This window comes from Candidatus Borreliella tachyglossi (assembly GCF_003076595.1).
Taxonomy (GTDB): domain Bacteria; phylum Spirochaetota; class Spirochaetia; order Borreliales; family Borreliaceae; genus Borrelia; species Borrelia tachyglossi.
Genome location: NZ_CP025785.1, coordinates 38,693 through 55,497, shown reverse-complemented (window position 1 = coordinate 55,497; position 16,805 = coordinate 38,693). Strand labels below are relative to the sequence as shown.

Genomic DNA, 16,805 nt, shown 5'->3' with positions numbered 1-16,805 from the left:
ATGGGTTCTTATTATAATTTTATTTTATCTGTTCTAGGATCTCTTTGTGTTAGGGAATATGAACTGTCTGTTGTGCTTTGCAGTAATGAGTACATTCAAAAATTAAATAGTGAGTTTAGACAAAAGGTTGAACCTACTGACGTTCTTTCTTTTAATTATCTTGAAGGAAGTAGACAGGGTAGGCATAAAATACAGGGTGATCTTGTAATATCTCTTGAGTATTTAAAGTTTAGCTCTTTGGAATTTAATGTTTCGATATATGATGAGCTTCAAAGAGTTACTATACATGGAATTTTGCATTTAATAGGATATACTCACAAAACAAATGATTTTCAAAATGAGGAGATGTTAATTATTCAGGAAAAAGTTTTAAGAGAAACCAGAAAGGTATTTTGATGTTAGGGTTTTTAAATTTTAAAGATAAAAGGAAAAAAGGTATTAATGATAAGGATATTGAGGAGAAATCGAGATTTGAAACTTCTTTACTGAAGAATTTTCATTCTCTTAAAGAAACTATTGTGAAAGAAATTATGATTCCAAGGATAGGTGTGATTTTTGTTGACTATTCTTGGAGCAAAGATGAGATTTTGAAAGTTGTAACTTCTAGTAATCATTCTAGATTTCCTGTTTACAGGGAAACAATAGATGATATTATTGGAATAATTCATACAAAAGATATCCTTTTCCATATGTGTAAAAAAGATTTTTATGGAATAGATCTAAAAGACATTATGCGAAAAGTCATGTTTGTTCCTGAGAGTAAGAAGATTGATTCGCTTTTAAAAGAGTTTCAGGAAAACCATGTTCATATTGCTATTGTGGTTGATGAGTATGGTGGGGTTTCAGGGCTTGTTACGCTTGAAGATATTCTTGAGGAGATTGTTGGAGATATCCAAGACGAGTTTGATAATGAGCTTGATGAAATAGTTCCTCTTGAAGATGGTAGTTATCTTTGTACGGCTAGGGTTTTGATTGAAGATTTAAATGAGAAGCTTGGATTAAGCCTCCCGGATGGAGATTTTGATACTCTTGGGGGATTTGTTTATGATTTATTTGGACGAATTCCTTTGAAAAATGAAAAGATAGAATATAATAATTTAATATTTACTATTAAAAATATGCATCAGAGAAACATTAAGGTAATAAAGATTTCCCATAAGGAAGGCTTGTGAATTTGAGGCGATTTTTAACGATTCTTTTGGTTTTTAATTTAAGTTTTGGAAGTTTAATAGGTGCTACTACCACTGCTATCGAATATTATCAAAAGGCGCAAGAATGTTATCTTTCTCAAAAATATTATGATGCTATTGATGAGCTTCTTGAGGCTGTAAAGATTAATCCTAATTATTATGAGGCATATAAGTTTATTGCAGAGATTTATTATCTATTAAAGATATATAATCAGGCTCAATTTTTTATGGAGAAAGCTTATAGAATGTCTAATGGTGATATTGAATATAAGATTCTTTATGCGAATATACTTCTCAAGAATAATGGAATGGCACAAGCTAAAAAATTTTATTCAGAAGTTATTTCTAAACAAAAAAATAACATTGATGCTTTAGTAGGGCTTGCTTCAATATTTGAGGGGGAAGGGTTGCTTATTGCAGCTGCTAATTACTATCTTTCTATTCTTGAATACAATCAGACAAATTATAATGCCTTTGAGTGTCTTATGGGTATTTATGAGAAATTGGATATGAATGATAAGGCGCAGCATTTAATAAACAAGGTGAGGGGTAATTTTATTTCTCTTCCAGATTTTCATAAGAGAGTAGCAGAATTCGCGATTAGCATTAAGAGTTTGGGAGTTGCTGAAAAATATGCTCAAAATTATTTAATGTTGATAGGAACTACTTATAAAGATTTTGGATTTGTTGATGCTTACCGTTTACTTGCGCTTGTTTATTTGTATCAATCTAAATATGAAGATGCAACCAATGTTCTTCAAAAGGCAATACTTGCTAATCAAAGTTCTGATGAACTTTATTATTTGCTTGGTTACTCTTATTTAAAGCTTGGCGAAGTTAGCAAGGCTATTTTAAACATTGAGAGAGCTAAAAGTATGAAAAAGGACTTGGAGTTTTATGACATTGCTCTTGAGGAAAGTTTTTTTGTTTCTAATTTTAGAAGTTTTCTACATAATAATAACACTAATATGGAAATCTCTAAAAGATATGAGGATGAGGGTCTTAAAGCTTTTAGGAGTTTGGACTTGGATAGAGCAATATTTAATGCAAAAAATGCTATTGACATTTATCCCGATAATGATAGTGCTAGATTATTACTTGCAAAAATTTATAAGCTTATGAAGTTGGATGTAATGGCTTATGAGGAGTTATATTATTTAACAAAGCAGAGAAATGTTGTAAATGCTAAGACGTTAGATTTTTATGATATGGTTGCATTTGACATTAGGAGTTCTTTATTTTTTAGATATGGTTACAAGAGTATTGGTGATTTAAATAAGCTTTATGATGATCGAACAGTTTATAAGGTGGGTATTTTTACCCAAGATGAGAACAAAGTTTTTGGTGCAAATGATTTAATTTTAAGGTACGCTGAGCGGATAATTGAGCGCAATCCAAATATCGAGGTTATTAACTATAACTTTGATTATAACAAAAACAAGGATTATTTGGTAAATAGTTTTTCTGAAGCGTTCTCTTATGCAAGGAGCAATAATCTTGATTTGTTTTTGATTTTTAATATCGATATAGATGTTTTTAAAAATTCAGCTAGTTTGAAGGTGGAAGTCTTTTCTGGTAGGACAGGCGTTAAGGTTGTGACTTTTAATTACAATTCAGGGGGAGTACTTTATTTAAGTGATGTTTTAAGTACTTTCTCTAGGGAATTTAATGATTATTTGCCTAAGAAGGGAAAAATACTTCAGATTAAAAAAGATGATGTGCTGCTTAATCTTGGGTATGTAAATGATGTGAAAAAAGACGATGTATTTTTGGTTCTTAAAGAGGGGGCTTTGAAATATAATAACGATAGTTCTGGCTTTATTAGCTATAATAAGTCGGATATTCTTGGTGAAATTTTGATTGAAGAAGTGAGTGATTACATTTCTAGGGGAGTTTTAAAGGCATCTGCTCTTTTAAGAGATTATATTCAGGAAGGATATACGGTTTTTATAAAAAAATAGTTTGACACTTGATATTAATTAATTTATGATTTAATAATTCTAGTAATAATAAAAAAATAGATGGAGGATTTGTATGAAGCTAGCTATTAATGGCTTTGGGCGTATAGGTAGGAATGTTTTTAAGATTGCTTTTGAAAGAGGAATTGAAGTTGTTGCAATAAATGACTTGACAGATCCTAAGACACTCGCACATCTTTTAAAATATGATTCAACTTTTGGGGTATATAATAGAAAGGTTGAATCAAGAGAGGAAGCGATTATAGTGGATGGGAAGGAAATAAAGATTGTTGCTGAACGAGACCCAAAGAACCTTCCTTGGGGAAAACTTGGAGTTGATGTTGTAATTGAATCTACGGGTGTTTTCTCATCAGCAACGGGTGATAGAGGCGGGTATCTTGATCATGTTGATCATGCGGGTGCTAAAAAAGTAATTTTGACGGTTCCTGCTAAGGATGAAATTAAGACTATAGTGCTTGGTGTTAATGATCATGAGATTACTTCTGATTTGAAGGCTGTATCTAATGCTTCGTGCACAACGAACTGTCTTGCTCCCCTTGCTAAGGTGCTTCATGAAACTTTTGGTATTGAGCAAGGTCTTATGACTACTGTACATGCTTATACAAATGACCAAAAAATTCTAGATCTTCCACATTCTGATCTTAGACGAGCAAGAGCTGGTGCTCTTTCAATTATTCCTACTTCAACAGGTGCTGCTAAGGCTGTTGGACTTGTTTTGCCTGAGCTTAAGGGGAAGCTTAATGGTACTTCGATGAGGGTACCTGTGCCTACGGGTTCAATTGTTGATCTTACGGTTCAGTTGAAGAAAAAAGATGTTACTAGAGAGGAGATTAATGCTGCATTAAAGAGGGCATCAGAATCTAAGGAGCTTATTGGTATTTTGGGGTACACAGAGGATCCGATCGTATCTTCAGATATTAAGGGAAATTCTCATTCTTCAATAGTTGATGGTCTTGAGACTATGGTGTTATTGAATGGTTTTGTTAAGGTTCTTTCATGGTATGATAATGAATTTGGATACTCTACAAGGGTAGTTGACCTTGCACAAAAGTTAGTTAAATAAAAGATAAGATACTCGTGAGGTAATTGTGGATGTCAATAAAAACAATCAAAGATTTTGATTTTTTAGGCAAGCGAGCCTTAGTAAGATGTGATTTTAATGTTCCTTTGAAGGGAGGGAACATTAGTGATGATACTAGAATTATGGCGGCATTGCCTACAATAGAATATCTTAAAGCCCAAGGAGCCAGAGTTATTCTTATGAGTCATTTGGGCAGACCAAATGGAGAGAAAAATCTTAGATATTCTCTTAGGCCTGTTGCTAAAAGATTGTCAGAGCTATTGGGACAGAATATTGAAATACTTTCTGATTGCATAGGCGATGAGGTAGAGGCTGTTGTTTCTTGTATGAAGAATGGAGATATCGTTTTACTTGAAAATGTAAGATTTTATAAGGAAGAAGAGAAGAATGATTGTGATTTTGCAAAAAAATTATCACGTAATGGCGATGTTTTTGTAAATGATGCTTTTGGGACTGCTCATAGAGCACATGCTTCAACATCAGGAGTTGCGGATTATTTGCCAGCTGTTGGTGGGTTTTTAATGGAAAGGGAAGATAAGTTCTTGGGTAAAATCTTAAAAAATCCTGAGAGTCCATTTGTTTCTATCATTGGAGGTTCAAAAGTTTCTTCAAAAATTGAGGTTTTAGAGTCTCTTTTGCCAAAATCAAATGCAATGGTTATTGGTGGTGGGATGGCTTATACCTTTTTAAAAGTAGAAGGGTATTCTATTGGAAAATCTCTTCTAGAGGATGAGTATATTGATGTAGCTACATCTTTTTTGAGGAAGGCAAAGGAATTGAATGTGAGAGTTATTTTACCTCTTGATCATGTTGTTGCAAGTGAATTTAGAGAAGATTCTATTCCTGAATATGTTGATTCTATTGATATACCTGATGGTAAGATTGGGATGGATATTGGCAAGAAAACTTTAAGAGAGATTGAGGGGGTAATTAGAGGAGCTAAGACTGTGATTTGGAATGGGCCTCTTGGAGTTTTTGAATTCGATTCATTTTCTAAAGGTACAGCAAAGGTTGCTGATTGTGTGGCATCTTGTGCTGGGGTTACGGTTGTTGGTGGTGGTGACTCAGTAGCGGCTGTAAATAAGTTTAATTTGGCTGATAAGATAACTCATGTTTCAACAGGTGGTGGTGCTTCTCTTGAATATCTTGAGGGCAAAATTTTACCGGGTATAAAAGTGTTGGAGAAGTAAAATGAGAAAGGTATTTTTAACAGGGAACTGGAAAATGCACTATACGGGTGCAGAAGCTGCTGGTGTTGCTAAGGAGATTGTAGATGGCGTAAAGACCATTAAGGATAATGCTGTGGTCATGATAACACCTGCATTTACATCTCTTTGTAAAGTTTGCGAGATTACTAGAGGAAGTAATGTACTTCTTGGTGCTCAAAATATGTCTTATGAGGATAGTGGGGCAAGAACGGGTGAAATATCAGCTTCTATGCTTTTGGAATTTGGAGTTGATTATGTAATCATAGGCCATTCTGAATGTAGAACTTATCTTGGCGACACTGATGTGGTAGTGAATAAAAAAATTCTTGCAGGCCTTAAGCATCCATTTAAGTATTTGGTTCTTTGTATTGGAGAAACTCTTCAGGAAAGAGAGAGTGGTAAAACTACAGATATTGTTGTAAATCAAGTTAGAAAAGGTTTGTCTTCTGTTTCTGAATCTGAGCTTAATAGAATAATTTTAGCGTATGAGCCTGTATGGGCGATTGGAACTGGCATAACAGCGACTAAAGAAGAAGCACAAAAAGTACACAAGTCAATTAGACTTGAGATTGAGAAGTTATATTCAAAGTCAGCAGCAGATAAAATTATTATTCAGTACGGTGGATCTGTTAATGTTGGTAATGTAGCTAGCCTTATGGGAGAGAGTGATATTGATGGAGCATTGATTGGCGGTGCTTCTTTGAAAGCTGATTCGTTTTTGGATATAATTAGTAAGGTAGTTGGGTAGAAGGGGTTTGTTTTGGAGTTATTTAGATTTTTAATGTTTATCTTTTTTATTGTTACTTCATTTTTGATTATTTTATTAGTATTATTTCAAGACGAACAAGGTGATGGTATCGGAGGAGTATTTGGCGGGGGCAGTTCTTCTATTTTTGGAGCGAAGTCTTCCAATATTGCGGTAAGGATTACAGGATTTTTTATTGCACTTTTTTTTATTTTTGTTGTTGCATTATCTTTTATTAATACCAAAAGGGTTGATGACAGTTTATTAAAAAATGTTAAGACAAATGAAAAAAGTTCAACATTTTGGAATGATGATACGAAACAAGATAAAGATGCTGCTGGAGAAGATTTGGAGAAAGGGGAAGATTAAATTTTAGAAGATGACTTGTTTGATATTATCAAAGTGGTTTTCAGGCAAGTTAATTTACTTGAAATCTACTAGGGTTTTGTTTTGCTGTTGGAGATAATATAAGGCCTTACTAAAATGATTTGAGCCTAGAAATCCATTATTTGCAGAATAAGGGGATGGGTGACTTGTTTCAAGAATTAAATGTCTTGAGGTGTCTATTAAGTCTTTTTTGCTTCTTGCGAAATTACCCCATAGCATAAACACAATATTATCTAGGTTGTTTGAAATAATTTTTATTATTGCGTTTGTAAAAATTTCCCAACCAACGTCTTTATGAGATGAGGGAAGGCCTTCTTCAACTGTTAATATTGCGTTTAATAAAAACACACCTTGAGTTGCCCATCTTTTTAAGTTTCCATTTGGGATAGTTCTTATTTTCAAACTTCTCTCTATTTCTTTGAAAATATTTTGTAGTGATGGAGGTATTTTGATATCTGAATTAACAGAAAACGCCAAACCATTAGCTTGCCCTTTTCCATGATATGGATCTTGTCCAAGTATGACTATTTTTATATCTCTGAATGGTAGAGAATCAAAGGCATTAAATATGAGCTTTGGAGGTGGAAATATTTTCCCTGTTTTTGCTTTATATTCATTTTTTATGAAACGCACAAGTTTTCTAAAATATTCTTTATTAAATTCATATTTTAACATTTCTTTCCAAGATTCTTCAATTTTTACTTCCATTCTTAGTATTATATAAAAAATAGTTTATTTTAAAAGATATTTATTTAACTTTATAGTTGTTATTTAAACTTATACTTTGCGATTAGTGATACACTAAAAGAATAGAAGTTTTGTCTGCATTTATTACAGAGAGAAGACGAAATAGAATAGATAAAATGTTAAATAATCGAACAAATTATTTGACATTTGTACTTGAAGATATTTTTCAATCTCAAAACGCAAGCGCTACAATGTCTAAAATTGAAATTTTGGGATTTAGTAATATTCATATTACTAAGAAATATATTTTAAATCCAGATGTTGTTCTTGATGCTTCAAAGTGAATAGATTTACACAAAGCTATAATCTTTCTGTGGTTGTTGCAATAGTCTTTATTTATTGATTAATCGTTTGAGGGAAAGTTCTCTACATATTATAGAAAAGCTGCGGGGACATAAGCTTATTCAGGGACTTAAAATTTAAGCTTCTTTAACTTTAAGAGAATTCAGGAAATAATAAATGAAGGTATCAACGGTCATTGCTATTATGGTAAAAAGCAGTGAACCTTCTATAAGGTTGACATTATTGTTATCAGGGTATACTTGTGTTATCGCGTGCATTGAGACATTAATTAAAGCATAAGCTATATATGAGGTAAGCAATCTTGATACATTATGCTTGATCCATTTACTTTTTATATTTTTTTTACTGAGGATATCATATATGTATATATTAGAACAGTGAGAAAGTAATGTAACATATGTACCAGAGAGAACTACTGAAATATATGAAATATTGTAAAACAATATTTTGAAGTGTATATTTGAAGTATCAAATTTATTGTGCTGAAAAGCTAATATAAAATTTATCATTATTATAAAAGTTATGTGCATGAGTCTGATTAATGTTGCAGATTTTATGGCTGTTTTGGCGTTATATTTTTCTGTAATCAAGTTTAGTGAAAAAAGAGTTGATAGATGAGTTATTCCTGCTAGACTTATGATGTGTCCAAAAATAATTGTTTTCTTTAGTATAAGAACATTTAAAATAATCATCATGATAACGTTAAAGCAAAAAAGACCCAATTTTCCAAAGAAATAGTAAAAACCTGTTAATATTAGGTATATAAATAATAATAAACCTATCCATAAGAGTATGTCTATCATATGTTTATCAATTATAGCAAATTAATATTTAATAGTTAAACAGATATTCATGTTTTTTTAGATTTACTTATTGCAAAATAAATAAATAAAGATCCTAGAATTCCAGCAGCTACTTTAATTACATATGTAGAAATCATCATATTAGGATAAGCTTCTTTTGGAAATATATTAAAATATGTTGCAATACTTATAAAAATTGTTGTATATATTAGCTCACTTACTAATGTTGAGCCATTGCTTCTGATAAAGAGATATTTTGGAAATTTATTTTTAATATATTGATATAAATATATGTCATTTAGTTGAGATATTATGTATGCAATGATAGATGCAACTAATAAAAATGGCATTGGAGAGAAAATACTTTGTAAGCTTTCGAAATATATATCAGAATGATTTTTTGAAAACAAAAGTTGAACATTTGTAATGAGGGCAAAAATTGCGAAGCCTAAAAAGCCAATATAAACTGCCTTTTTTGAAGTTTTAAGGCCGTAGACTTCCGATAGGATATCTGTTGCAATATATGATGATGAATAAATAATATTTCCAAGAGTAGCATTAAGTCCAAATATTGTAAGTTGTTTTAGAACTTGAATGTTTGCAATAATTACAGAAGATGTTACCCATACAAATAGCCCTTTTTTCCCAAAAAATTTGTATATAGTAATTAAAATTGAATAAGTACAGATTAACATAATAAGCCATAAAATTGCGTTGTGCAAAAGAACCTCAATATTCTTATTTAGTAGCTATTGTATTTAAAATATTATAAGCTTTTTAGATGTTATTTTGCAAATTATATTATTTTGTTTTTCAAGTGGATTTATGTTATAATTATATCTAGAAGCATAATTTAGGGGATGTTTTGGATTTGACTAAAAAATTTAGTGTTGTAAGTGGCAAGCAGAGTGAATCTCTTAAATCTTCTTTAATAAATGCAAAAAATAATAACTTTACAAGTTCAAATCTTGTAATGGCTGCTTAAGTTAGCAGAGGGTTTTGTTGAATTTTGCTTTGAGATTCAGTGTATACTCTTTAAAGATATCAAAGCTTACTTAAAAATTTTTCAAGTTGATTTTTGAGGACTTTTAAACTTGAGAGTAATTTGGTGGTTTGCTAGTTTGTCCAAACCTTATTACTTAAGAAAACACTAGCTAAGCTTGTAGATGCTTATGATGTTATTTTTAGGACGCGGGTTCAATTCCCGCCATCTCCATTAAACTATCTCGATTGGCTAGTATTACAATATTGAATGTATTTTAATTCTAAAAGAAATTTCATTTGAAAAGCGTCCTATCGGAATCGAACCGACATCATTAGCTTGGAAGGCTAAGGTAATAGCCATTATACGAAGGACGCATAAATGCTAAGCTTGATTTTATAAAAAAATGCATTTTATGTCAATTAATTTTATTGTTAATTTTAGCTAGTATTTTTTTTACTTAATAAGTACAATTATGTTAGCTTTTATGAAAGCTAACATAATATGAAGGCTTTTTGTGTGGAGGAATTAATGGGCGAGAGAGGGGAGATATATTCTGATAAGTTATTTACAAATTCTGAGAGAACTTATTTTTTTAATGTCAAGGAAAATAGAAAGGGTGATTATTTTTTAAATATTGTAGAGAGTAAAAGGAATGCTAGCGGAGATTTTGAAAGACATTCTGTTTTTGTTTATGAGGAAAATGTTGAAGAATTTGAATCAAGTTTATTGAAAGCAATTTCTGTTATTAAGAAAAAAATTTCTGGAAATTCGAATACAGGAGAGGGGCGATATAACGATTTTGATCGCCAGGGTGAAAGGGTAAAAAATGACAATTCTAGTTTTGATAGGAATTATCGTTTGTCAGGAAGATCTAGGAATAGAGATTATTGACAATTTATTTAAATGAGTTTGAAGCTTTTTCTGTGAAGACTTAGGATTCCATGTTTTTTTATTGCATCTTTATGTTCTTTAGTTGGATATCCTTTGTTTTTCTTAAAGGCATATAGAGGGTAAATTTGATCATACTCATCCATTAATTTGTCCCTTTGTACCTTTGCAATGATTGATGCTGCTTTTATTTCATTGATTATAGAGTCTCCTTTAATTATTGCTTTTATTTTTTTAGCTTTTATTTTTGGAATGAATTTTCCATCTATAAGTACTAAATCACAGAATATATTCAACTTTTCATATGCAGTTTGCATTGCAAGAAGAGAAGCATTATGAATATTGATTTTTTCAATAATTTCATTAGATATTTCTGCAAATGCATGATATGAGTTTTCAAGTATTAATGATGATAGGTAATCTCTTTTTGACTTTTTAAGTTTTTTTGAATCATCTAGTTCGCCTAAAAAATTGGGTTTTCCTTTGAAAATAACTGCTGCACTTAAAACTGGACCAAAGATGCAACCTCTTCCGACTTCATCAATCCCACAGATCATAATCAACTATTTTATCAAAATATTATTATTTATTATAATGTGAAATTGTGATTTGTAGGATTAAATTATTTATAATTTAATTAGGAGTAGCTTTGTTTTTAGAAAAAATAGGACTTTTAGGTTTTAAATCTTTTATTAGAATGCAGGAACTAAAATTAAAGAGTAATTTAAATTTCATTGTTGGACCTAATGGCTGTGGGAAGAGTAATTTATTAGATGCAATTCGTTTTTGCATAGGAGAAGATGATTTAGCTACTTTAAGGGTGAAGAATATTACTGATTTAATATCTGCTTCAAAGGTTGAAGACTCTAATTACGCTGAGGTAACTCTTTTCTTTAATAATGAAGACTTATCTATAAGTGATTTTAGGGATAGTTTTTATATTCGACGAAGACTTTATAAAGATGGCACGAGTGAGTATTTTCTTAATAATGATACTTTAAATGTGTATGACTATACTAATCTTATAAATAAATTGAAATTAAAAAATTCACCTTATATGTTTATTAATCAGGGCAGAATTGAAAAAATTTCCTCAGGCGGAAATGTTAATTTAAAAGTTCTAATAGAAGAGGCTAGTGGGATAGATATTCTTAGGGTTGAAAAAGAGCAAGCATATAGGAGATTGGAAAAGTCTAGAGAGAATTTAAATTCTTTTGTTGCTTTAAGAGATGAACTGAATGAAAAATACGAAAAGATTAGAAATGATTTTTTGATTAAGGATAAATATCAAAAGTTAAAGAAGGATTTAGAAGCTGTAGATAAGAAATTAATGTTAAAAAAGCTTTTCAATATTAATTTTGAATTAAATGAACTTAAGAGTAAATTAGATATGAAAGATATAGATAAGCTTTTGGCTTTAAATAGCTTTTCTATTGCAAATATTAAGGAAAAATTAGAATTTTATTCTTTTAGAGAAAAAAATATTATTAGGAATATTGAGATGATTAAGAAGGAGATTGAAACTTTAAAATCTAAATTGCTTGAAATAGAGATTAAAATTCAAAAGTTAGAACATGACAGAAAGGGAAAATTGAGTTTAACAGATAGATTGATGAATAGTAAATCACAGACTGAAGAGATGAGGGTGATCATAAATGAGGAGCTAGTTAATCTAACAAATTCTCTTCAAGGTAAGAAAAAGGAATTTTTTTCTATCACCGATGAGATCAATAAATATACTAAAAGTTTTTTTGAGCTTGTTGATTTAGTTTTATCAATTTCTAAGAATGGCAATATAGAAGAATTTGATGTATTAGAGAAAAGTATTTTAAATTCCTTAAAGCTTTTTGAAGATACCTTAAGCATAAAATATGTTAAGGAAGTTAGGGAAAATTTACTTAAATATATAAGAAAAGAGGATGCTCTTTTAAATTTACTGAAGGGTAAAATTGAGCCTATATTTGATCAAAATGTTGATTTGAGGAAGTTTTTGATTTTAAAAAATAATTCCAAGACAAGTCTCGCAAAAGAAATAACTACTATTGAAGGGTTAATATCAAGTAAGATGGCGAGATTAAATGAAATATTAGGTGAGATTGAATACACAGAACTTTCTAGGTTTAAAAATGAAGATGAGATTAAATTAATAGATAGTAATTTGAGATTTTTATTTGAGACTAGGGATGAGTTGAAGGATAGACTTAATAATTTGAGTTTAAAACTAGATGAATTGAGTCTAGAGAGAAGCGACATTAATATTCATTTGGACAAATTATTAAGCGAAACTAAGGGTAGCGAATTGACTATGCAAAATAAGATTAATCCTTTAAATTTACTAGATGCTTTGAAAGATTCATCTTATTATGAATATATGAAAAAACAGGCAGAATATGATGTTTTATTGAATGCTAGTTTAAATATTAAGGATGAGGTAAAAAATTTTAATCTTTCTAATAAAAATTTGGAAAAGTTTGATCTTGAGGAAGATATTGAGCAAAGAGACTTTTTACAAAAAGAAATTAATATGATTGAAATTAATAATTATATTCTCTTTAATGTTGAAAAAGAGTTCTATGAGATCAAAGAAAAAGTTGGAAAAATAAGCTTACAGATAGATAATTTAAAGTTGACTAATGAATCCCTAGATAAGCTAGGGAAAAAAATAAAAAGAGAAATAGATAAAAGATTTAATAATGCTTTTGGAGAGATTAATAACCATTTTATTTATTTCTTTAAACGAATGTTTAAAGGATCTTCCAGTCTTTCGCATAATAAGGATTCAGGTGAGGTAGAAATCAAAATAGACTTGAAAGATAAACTAATTAAGAGGAATAGGATGCTTTCTGGAGGAGAACACTCTTTAGTTAGCATGGCATTTTTGTTTGCTCTGTATTATTATTCTCCTGCTTCGTTTTGTGTACTTGATGAGATAGATGCTTCTCTTGATTTTGAAAATAGTAACAAACTCTCTGTCCTTTTAAAGGAACTTGGCCAAAGAATTCAATTGTTGATAATAACTCATAATATGTATGTTTCCCAGGGGAGTAGGGATTTAATCGGCGTTACTCTTGATGATGGAGAAAGTGCAATATTTAATATATAATTTATTTATTGAGTTGCTAAGGAAGTATTTATGGGAGAGAAAAAGTTTCATTTTCAAAAATATTTTTTAATTTTAATACTTTTATCAAGTATTGTTGGTTTTCTTACTTATTTTTATTCCGATTCTTTAGTTAAAAAGACTCGTCGGAGTACAGAAGAGGATTTGAATAAAAAGTTAAAGTTAATTAATATGGAAGATTTTTATTTTGATTTGAATTCTAGTCTAAATATGAATGATTTTTTCTTTCCTAAGCCTCATATGCTTGATGGTGAACTAAGATATGACGCAATTAAGCATAAGTCAATCAATGAGGAGCTTTTAAGGGAACTCTGGGTGAGGTCAGAAAATTTATTTAATGTTGATTTGGAAAAGCAAAATGAGTCATTAATTGATAGAATTTTGGAAAATTATAAATGAGTAGGAAATGCTTTATTTATTATAATATTTTATTTTTTGTCGTCAATGTATTACCTTTGCTAGCTTTTGAAAATCGATATAGTACATATGAGCTTGATTTTAGCAGTGAAGATCGTGAATTCTTAGTAAATACTAATTCTAAATTCAGTTTTTTTTTTAAAGATGATGCTTGGATTTATATTAAAAATGTTAAAAATAATTCTTTTGTGAGACTTTTAGGAGAATCTTATCAAGAAGGGGCTATTTTTACTTTCCAAACTTCAAAGAATGTCGGGAAGATTATATTGAGTTTTAGCTATCAGAATGTAAAAGACTCTAAAGAATTTACCAAAAATGTAATTTTGAAGATTGTTAAAAAAGACGACTCATCTAAGCTAGATGAAATGAATCCTAGAGATAGTTTGGATTTAAGCAAAGATATTGAAGTGAGTAAAAGCCTTAGATCTAATGATCAGACTGACGGAGTAAGTTCTAAGGAGATTATTAGAAGAGCTTTAAATCTATCCTATATAGATGACTATAAGGGGGCAATTGGATTGCTTAATAAGTACGATTTCGATGACAATGACTATATTTTATTAAAGGCTGAGTTTTATTGTAAGAATGGAGATTATTTAAATGCTTATGCGAGTTATTTAAGTATCAGAGATCAATATTTTAATAAGGTTTTTTTAAATTTGATTAGTCTTGGAATTAAGTTGAACAAGGTAGAGGATGTACTAAGAAATGTTAGGGTTTTAATAGAGGGTAATATTGATTTTGGTGAGAGTATTTATCTTGACATTCTTGAATTTTTATTAATGAGTGGTGAATATGAGTTCTTTTTAAATTTAAGTTCCTTATACTTTCCAAAGTATGTAAACTCAAACTTTCCAGATAGATATAATTATTTATTGGGTAGGCTGTATGAGACTGAAAGCAAGTATAAGGACTTTATAAAATCTTTTAATCACTATAGAAGTGTTATTGATAGTTATCCTTTTAGCAATTATTATGAAATTTCTAAGTCGAGATATTTGTTTTTAAAACGGTTTTTTTAGGAGGATTTTGTGTGATTAGGCGTAAACTTACTAAACAACTTGAAGTGATAAGGGATTATCTTTGGGATATGAAAGAATGTGTCCTGAAGATAATAGAAGACTCTTTAATGGCTTTAGAATCTAGAGACAAAAATTTGGCTAAGAAGATCATTAATGAGGATGAAAAAATAATAGACGATTATCAATATGATATTGAGGATTTATGCGGAAGAATCATTGCCACTGAACATCCTGTTGCTACTGAACTTAGAGAGATTTTAGCAATTATTAAAATAATTAGCTCTCTTGAACGTATTGCAGATCATGCTACTAAAATTGTAAAGGTTGCACTTCTCTTGGAGTCTAATGTAGGAGATTTTTTAGCCGCTGATATTTATTTGAAGCCCTTAAGGGAGATGGCAGATACAGCAAAAGATATGCTTTCAAATATTTTTGATGCATATTTCGATGGAGATTTTACTAAAATACTTAAGATAGTAAAATACGATAATATTATAGATAAATTATTTTCAAAGCAAAAAAAGGTTGTAATTAATGCTATGAAAAATAATCCAGAAAATTTAGACTATCTTTTGAATATATTATTTTTAAATAGTTTTTTAGAAAGGGTTGGAGATCATGTTGCAACAATAGGTGAACTACTTTATTTTGTCAAAATAGGAGAAAAAGTAAATCTGACTTGAGGGAGAATATGTGTTGGATAATGAATTAAATAAGTATACTGATGATAAATTTATGATGATTTTAGATCAAGCTAGTAATATAAGACATAGACTTTATAAGCTTTTAAAAGATGTTAAGAACGGAAATTTTGAAAATATTGAATATGAACTTGGTGAGATTGAGACTTTAATTACTAGTGTGAATGCTCTTCAGGCAAAATTTATGAGTGATAGTAAGTTTGCACAAAATATGTATTTGTCATTGGTCATATTTAATATTCAAAACTGTATCATGGGGTTATTGAGTGAGAAAAATCTTATTGAAGAACTTATTTATTTAAATAGGAGGATGTTACAAGATAAATGATTACCTTTTCATCAGATTGATTTTTTGTATGTTGCGGGCATAACATACTCAAAGTTTTTACTGCCTCTAATTGTTTCTGAATGCCCGATAAATAAATAGGAATCATCTTTTAAATATTTGTTAAATTTTTCCGCAAGTTTATTTCGAGTATCTTCATCAAAATAAATCATTACATTTCTACAAAAGATTAAATCAAATTTTTTCTTGAATGGAAAATATTCATCCATTAGATTTAATTTTTTAAATTGAACCATTTTCTTGAGGATATCTTTGACTTCGAATTTATCACTTTTAAGTGGATTTAAATATTTGATTTTTAAATGCTTCGGCAAAGTCTTTACGCGATCCCCTGGATAAATTCCTTGACTAGCTTCGTTTAGAACTGTAATTGAAATATCTGTTGCTAAGATTTTTGTGTTTAAGTAAATTTTGCTATTGGTTATATATTCATTTAATATCATTGCAATTGTATAAGGTTCTTCTCCACTTGAACATCCAGCTGACCATATGCGAATTTCTCCTGCTTCCAATTTCGACATTTGACTCAGTATTTTAGGTAAAAATTTTTTCTCAAGGAATTCAAAATGATTGGGTTCTCTAAAAAAATAAGTGTGATTTGTCGATATTTTGTCCACTAATTCTATTAGAGGGATTTGACTTGAATTGTTTTCTAAGTAATTAATATATTCTGTGAAATTACTAAAATTTTTTGCTTTAATTGTTGATGATAATCGACTTTCAATTAACAGTTTTTTTTTCTCGCTAAGATTAATACCGAAATTATTATAAACTATTTTTATGATTCTATTAAGCTCTTCTCGATTAATAGAAATATTAAATTCAGTATTCATACATTTTTTAATATTATTTCCCTATAACCTTCTGCATTGTTGAACTGTT

General features: G+C 29.8%; 18 protein-coding genes, 1 tRNA gene, 1 other RNA gene and 1 pseudogene. 15 read left to right on the top strand and 6 right to left on the bottom strand.

Going from position 1 to position 16,805, the window contains the following annotated elements; all coding sequences use genetic code 11:
* From ybeY to secG, 7 genes are all read left to right on the top strand, one after another.
* Positions 1-396, top strand: coding sequence for an rRNA maturation RNase YbeY (gene ybeY, locus CR532_RS00295; protein ID WP_108729595.1), 396 nt, complete (start codon positions 1-3; stop codon positions 394-396).
* Positions 396-1,172 carry a hemolysin family protein gene (locus CR532_RS00290; protein WP_108728856.1) on the top strand — a complete coding sequence of 259 codons (777 nt, stop codon included), beginning with the start codon at positions 396-398 and terminating at the stop codon, positions 1,170-1,172. Before ybeY ends, CR532_RS00290 begins: the two co-directional genes overlap by 1 nt.
* Positions 1,173-1,174: 2 nt before the next feature.
* Positions 1,175-3,151 (top strand): tetratricopeptide repeat protein, encoded by a 1,977-nt coding sequence (locus CR532_RS00285; protein WP_375537733.1) that lies wholly within the window; start codon positions 1,175-1,177, stop codon positions 3,149-3,151.
* 73 nt (positions 3,152-3,224) lie between these two features.
* Complete coding sequence (gene gap, locus CR532_RS00280) at positions 3,225-4,232, top strand: type I glyceraldehyde-3-phosphate dehydrogenase (protein ID WP_108728854.1); 1,008 nt, start codon at positions 3,225-3,227, stop codon at positions 4,230-4,232.
* A gap of 29 nt (positions 4,233-4,261) precedes the next feature.
* Positions 4,262-5,440, top strand: coding sequence for a phosphoglycerate kinase (locus CR532_RS00275; protein WP_108728853.1), 1,179 nt, complete (start codon positions 4,262-4,264; stop codon positions 5,438-5,440).
* 1 nt (position 5,441) lies between these two features.
* Entirely contained in the window at positions 5,442-6,206 is a 765-nt protein-coding gene (tpiA, locus tag CR532_RS00270; RefSeq protein WP_108728852.1) for a triose-phosphate isomerase, read from the top strand.
* Between the two features lie 12 nt (positions 6,207-6,218).
* On the top strand, positions 6,219-6,572 hold the full coding sequence (secG, locus tag CR532_RS00265; RefSeq protein ID WP_108728851.1) for a preprotein translocase subunit SecG: 354 nt from the start codon (positions 6,219-6,221) through the stop codon (positions 6,570-6,572).
* Positions 6,573-6,626: 54 nt separating this feature from the next.
* Here secG and ung read toward each other — a convergent pair whose 3' ends face one another.
* Complete coding sequence (gene ung / locus CR532_RS00260) at positions 6,627-7,298, bottom strand: uracil-DNA glycosylase (protein ID WP_108728850.1); 672 nt, start codon at positions 7,296-7,298, stop codon at positions 6,627-6,629.
* 101 nt (positions 7,299-7,399) lie between these two features.
* On the opposite strand from ung, the pseudogene CR532_RS00255 reads away from it, so the two are divergent.
* A pseudogene (locus CR532_RS00255) lies at positions 7,400-7,618 on the top strand (RNA methyltransferase); the annotation flags it as partial.
* A 138-nt stretch (positions 7,619-7,756) separates the two neighbouring features.
* Here the strand turns inward: CR532_RS00255 and CR532_RS00250 are convergent.
* Both CR532_RS00250 and CR532_RS00245 read right to left on the bottom strand, forming a co-directional pair.
* On the bottom strand, positions 7,757-8,443 hold the full coding sequence (locus CR532_RS00250) for a VUT family protein (protein ID WP_108728849.1): 687 nt from the start codon (positions 8,441-8,443) through the stop codon (positions 7,757-7,759).
* Positions 8,444-8,490: 47 nt separating this feature from the next.
* Positions 8,491-9,165 (bottom strand): queuosine precursor transporter, encoded by a 675-nt coding sequence (locus CR532_RS00245; RefSeq protein WP_199911282.1) that lies wholly within the window; start codon positions 9,163-9,165, stop codon positions 8,491-8,493.
* 134 nt (positions 9,166-9,299) lie between these two features.
* Here CR532_RS00245 and ssrA point away from each other — a divergent pair.
* Positions 9,300-9,662: a transfer-messenger RNA gene (gene ssrA / locus CR532_RS00240) on the top strand.
* Positions 9,663-9,730: 68 nt separating this feature from the next.
* On the opposite strand, the gene CR532_RS00235 is transcribed toward ssrA, so the two are convergent.
* Positions 9,731-9,802: transfer RNA gene (locus CR532_RS00235), tRNA-Gly, on the bottom strand.
* A gap of 154 nt (positions 9,803-9,956) precedes the next feature.
* On the opposite strand from CR532_RS00235, the gene CR532_RS00230 reads away from it, so the two are divergent.
* Complete coding sequence (locus tag CR532_RS00230; RefSeq protein WP_199911315.1) at positions 9,957-10,319, top strand: DUF3276 family protein; 363 nt, start codon at positions 9,957-9,959, stop codon at positions 10,317-10,319.
* 8 nt (positions 10,320-10,327) lie between these two features.
* On the opposite strand, the gene rnhB is transcribed toward CR532_RS00230, so the two are convergent.
* Positions 10,328-10,873, bottom strand: a complete 546-nt coding sequence (gene rnhB, locus CR532_RS00225; RefSeq protein ID WP_108728847.1) for a ribonuclease HII — start codon at positions 10,871-10,873, stop codon at positions 10,328-10,330.
* 92 nt (positions 10,874-10,965) lie between these two features.
* Here rnhB and CR532_RS00220 point away from each other — a divergent pair, with 92 nt between their 5' ends.
* The 5 genes from CR532_RS00220 to CR532_RS00200 are packed head-to-tail and all read left to right on the top strand — an operon-like array spanning position 10,966 to position 15,905.
* Positions 10,966-13,419, top strand: coding sequence for an AAA family ATPase (locus CR532_RS00220; protein ID WP_199911281.1), 2,454 nt, complete (start codon positions 10,966-10,968; stop codon positions 13,417-13,419).
* 30 nt (positions 13,420-13,449) lie between these two features.
* The gene (locus CR532_RS00215) at positions 13,450-13,836 is read left to right on the top strand and encodes a hypothetical protein (RefSeq protein WP_108728846.1); all 387 of its coding nucleotides are present in this window, start codon (positions 13,450-13,452) and stop codon (positions 13,834-13,836) included.
* Entirely contained in the window at positions 13,833-14,876 is a 1,044-nt protein-coding gene (locus CR532_RS00210) for a hypothetical protein (protein ID WP_108728845.1), read from the top strand. The genes CR532_RS00215 and CR532_RS00210 overlap by 4 nt, the downstream gene beginning before the upstream one ends.
* Positions 14,877-14,887: 11 nt before the next feature.
* The gene (gene phoU / locus CR532_RS00205) at positions 14,888-15,559 is read left to right on the top strand and encodes a phosphate signaling complex protein PhoU (RefSeq protein WP_108728844.1); all 672 of its coding nucleotides are present in this window, start codon (positions 14,888-14,890) and stop codon (positions 15,557-15,559) included.
* Between the two features lie 10 nt (positions 15,560-15,569).
* A complete protein-coding gene (locus CR532_RS00200; protein ID WP_108728843.1) occupies positions 15,570-15,905 on the top strand; it encodes a PTS lactose/cellobiose transporter subunit IIA in 336 nt (111 codons plus the stop codon).
* 11 nt (positions 15,906-15,916) lie between these two features.
* Here CR532_RS00200 and CR532_RS00195 read toward each other — a convergent pair whose 3' ends face one another.
* Positions 15,917-16,756 carry a CheR family methyltransferase gene (locus CR532_RS00195; protein ID WP_108728842.1) on the bottom strand — a complete coding sequence of 280 codons (840 nt, stop codon included), beginning with the start codon at positions 16,754-16,756 and terminating at the stop codon, positions 15,917-15,919.
* Between the last annotated feature and the right edge of the window lie 49 nt (positions 16,757-16,805).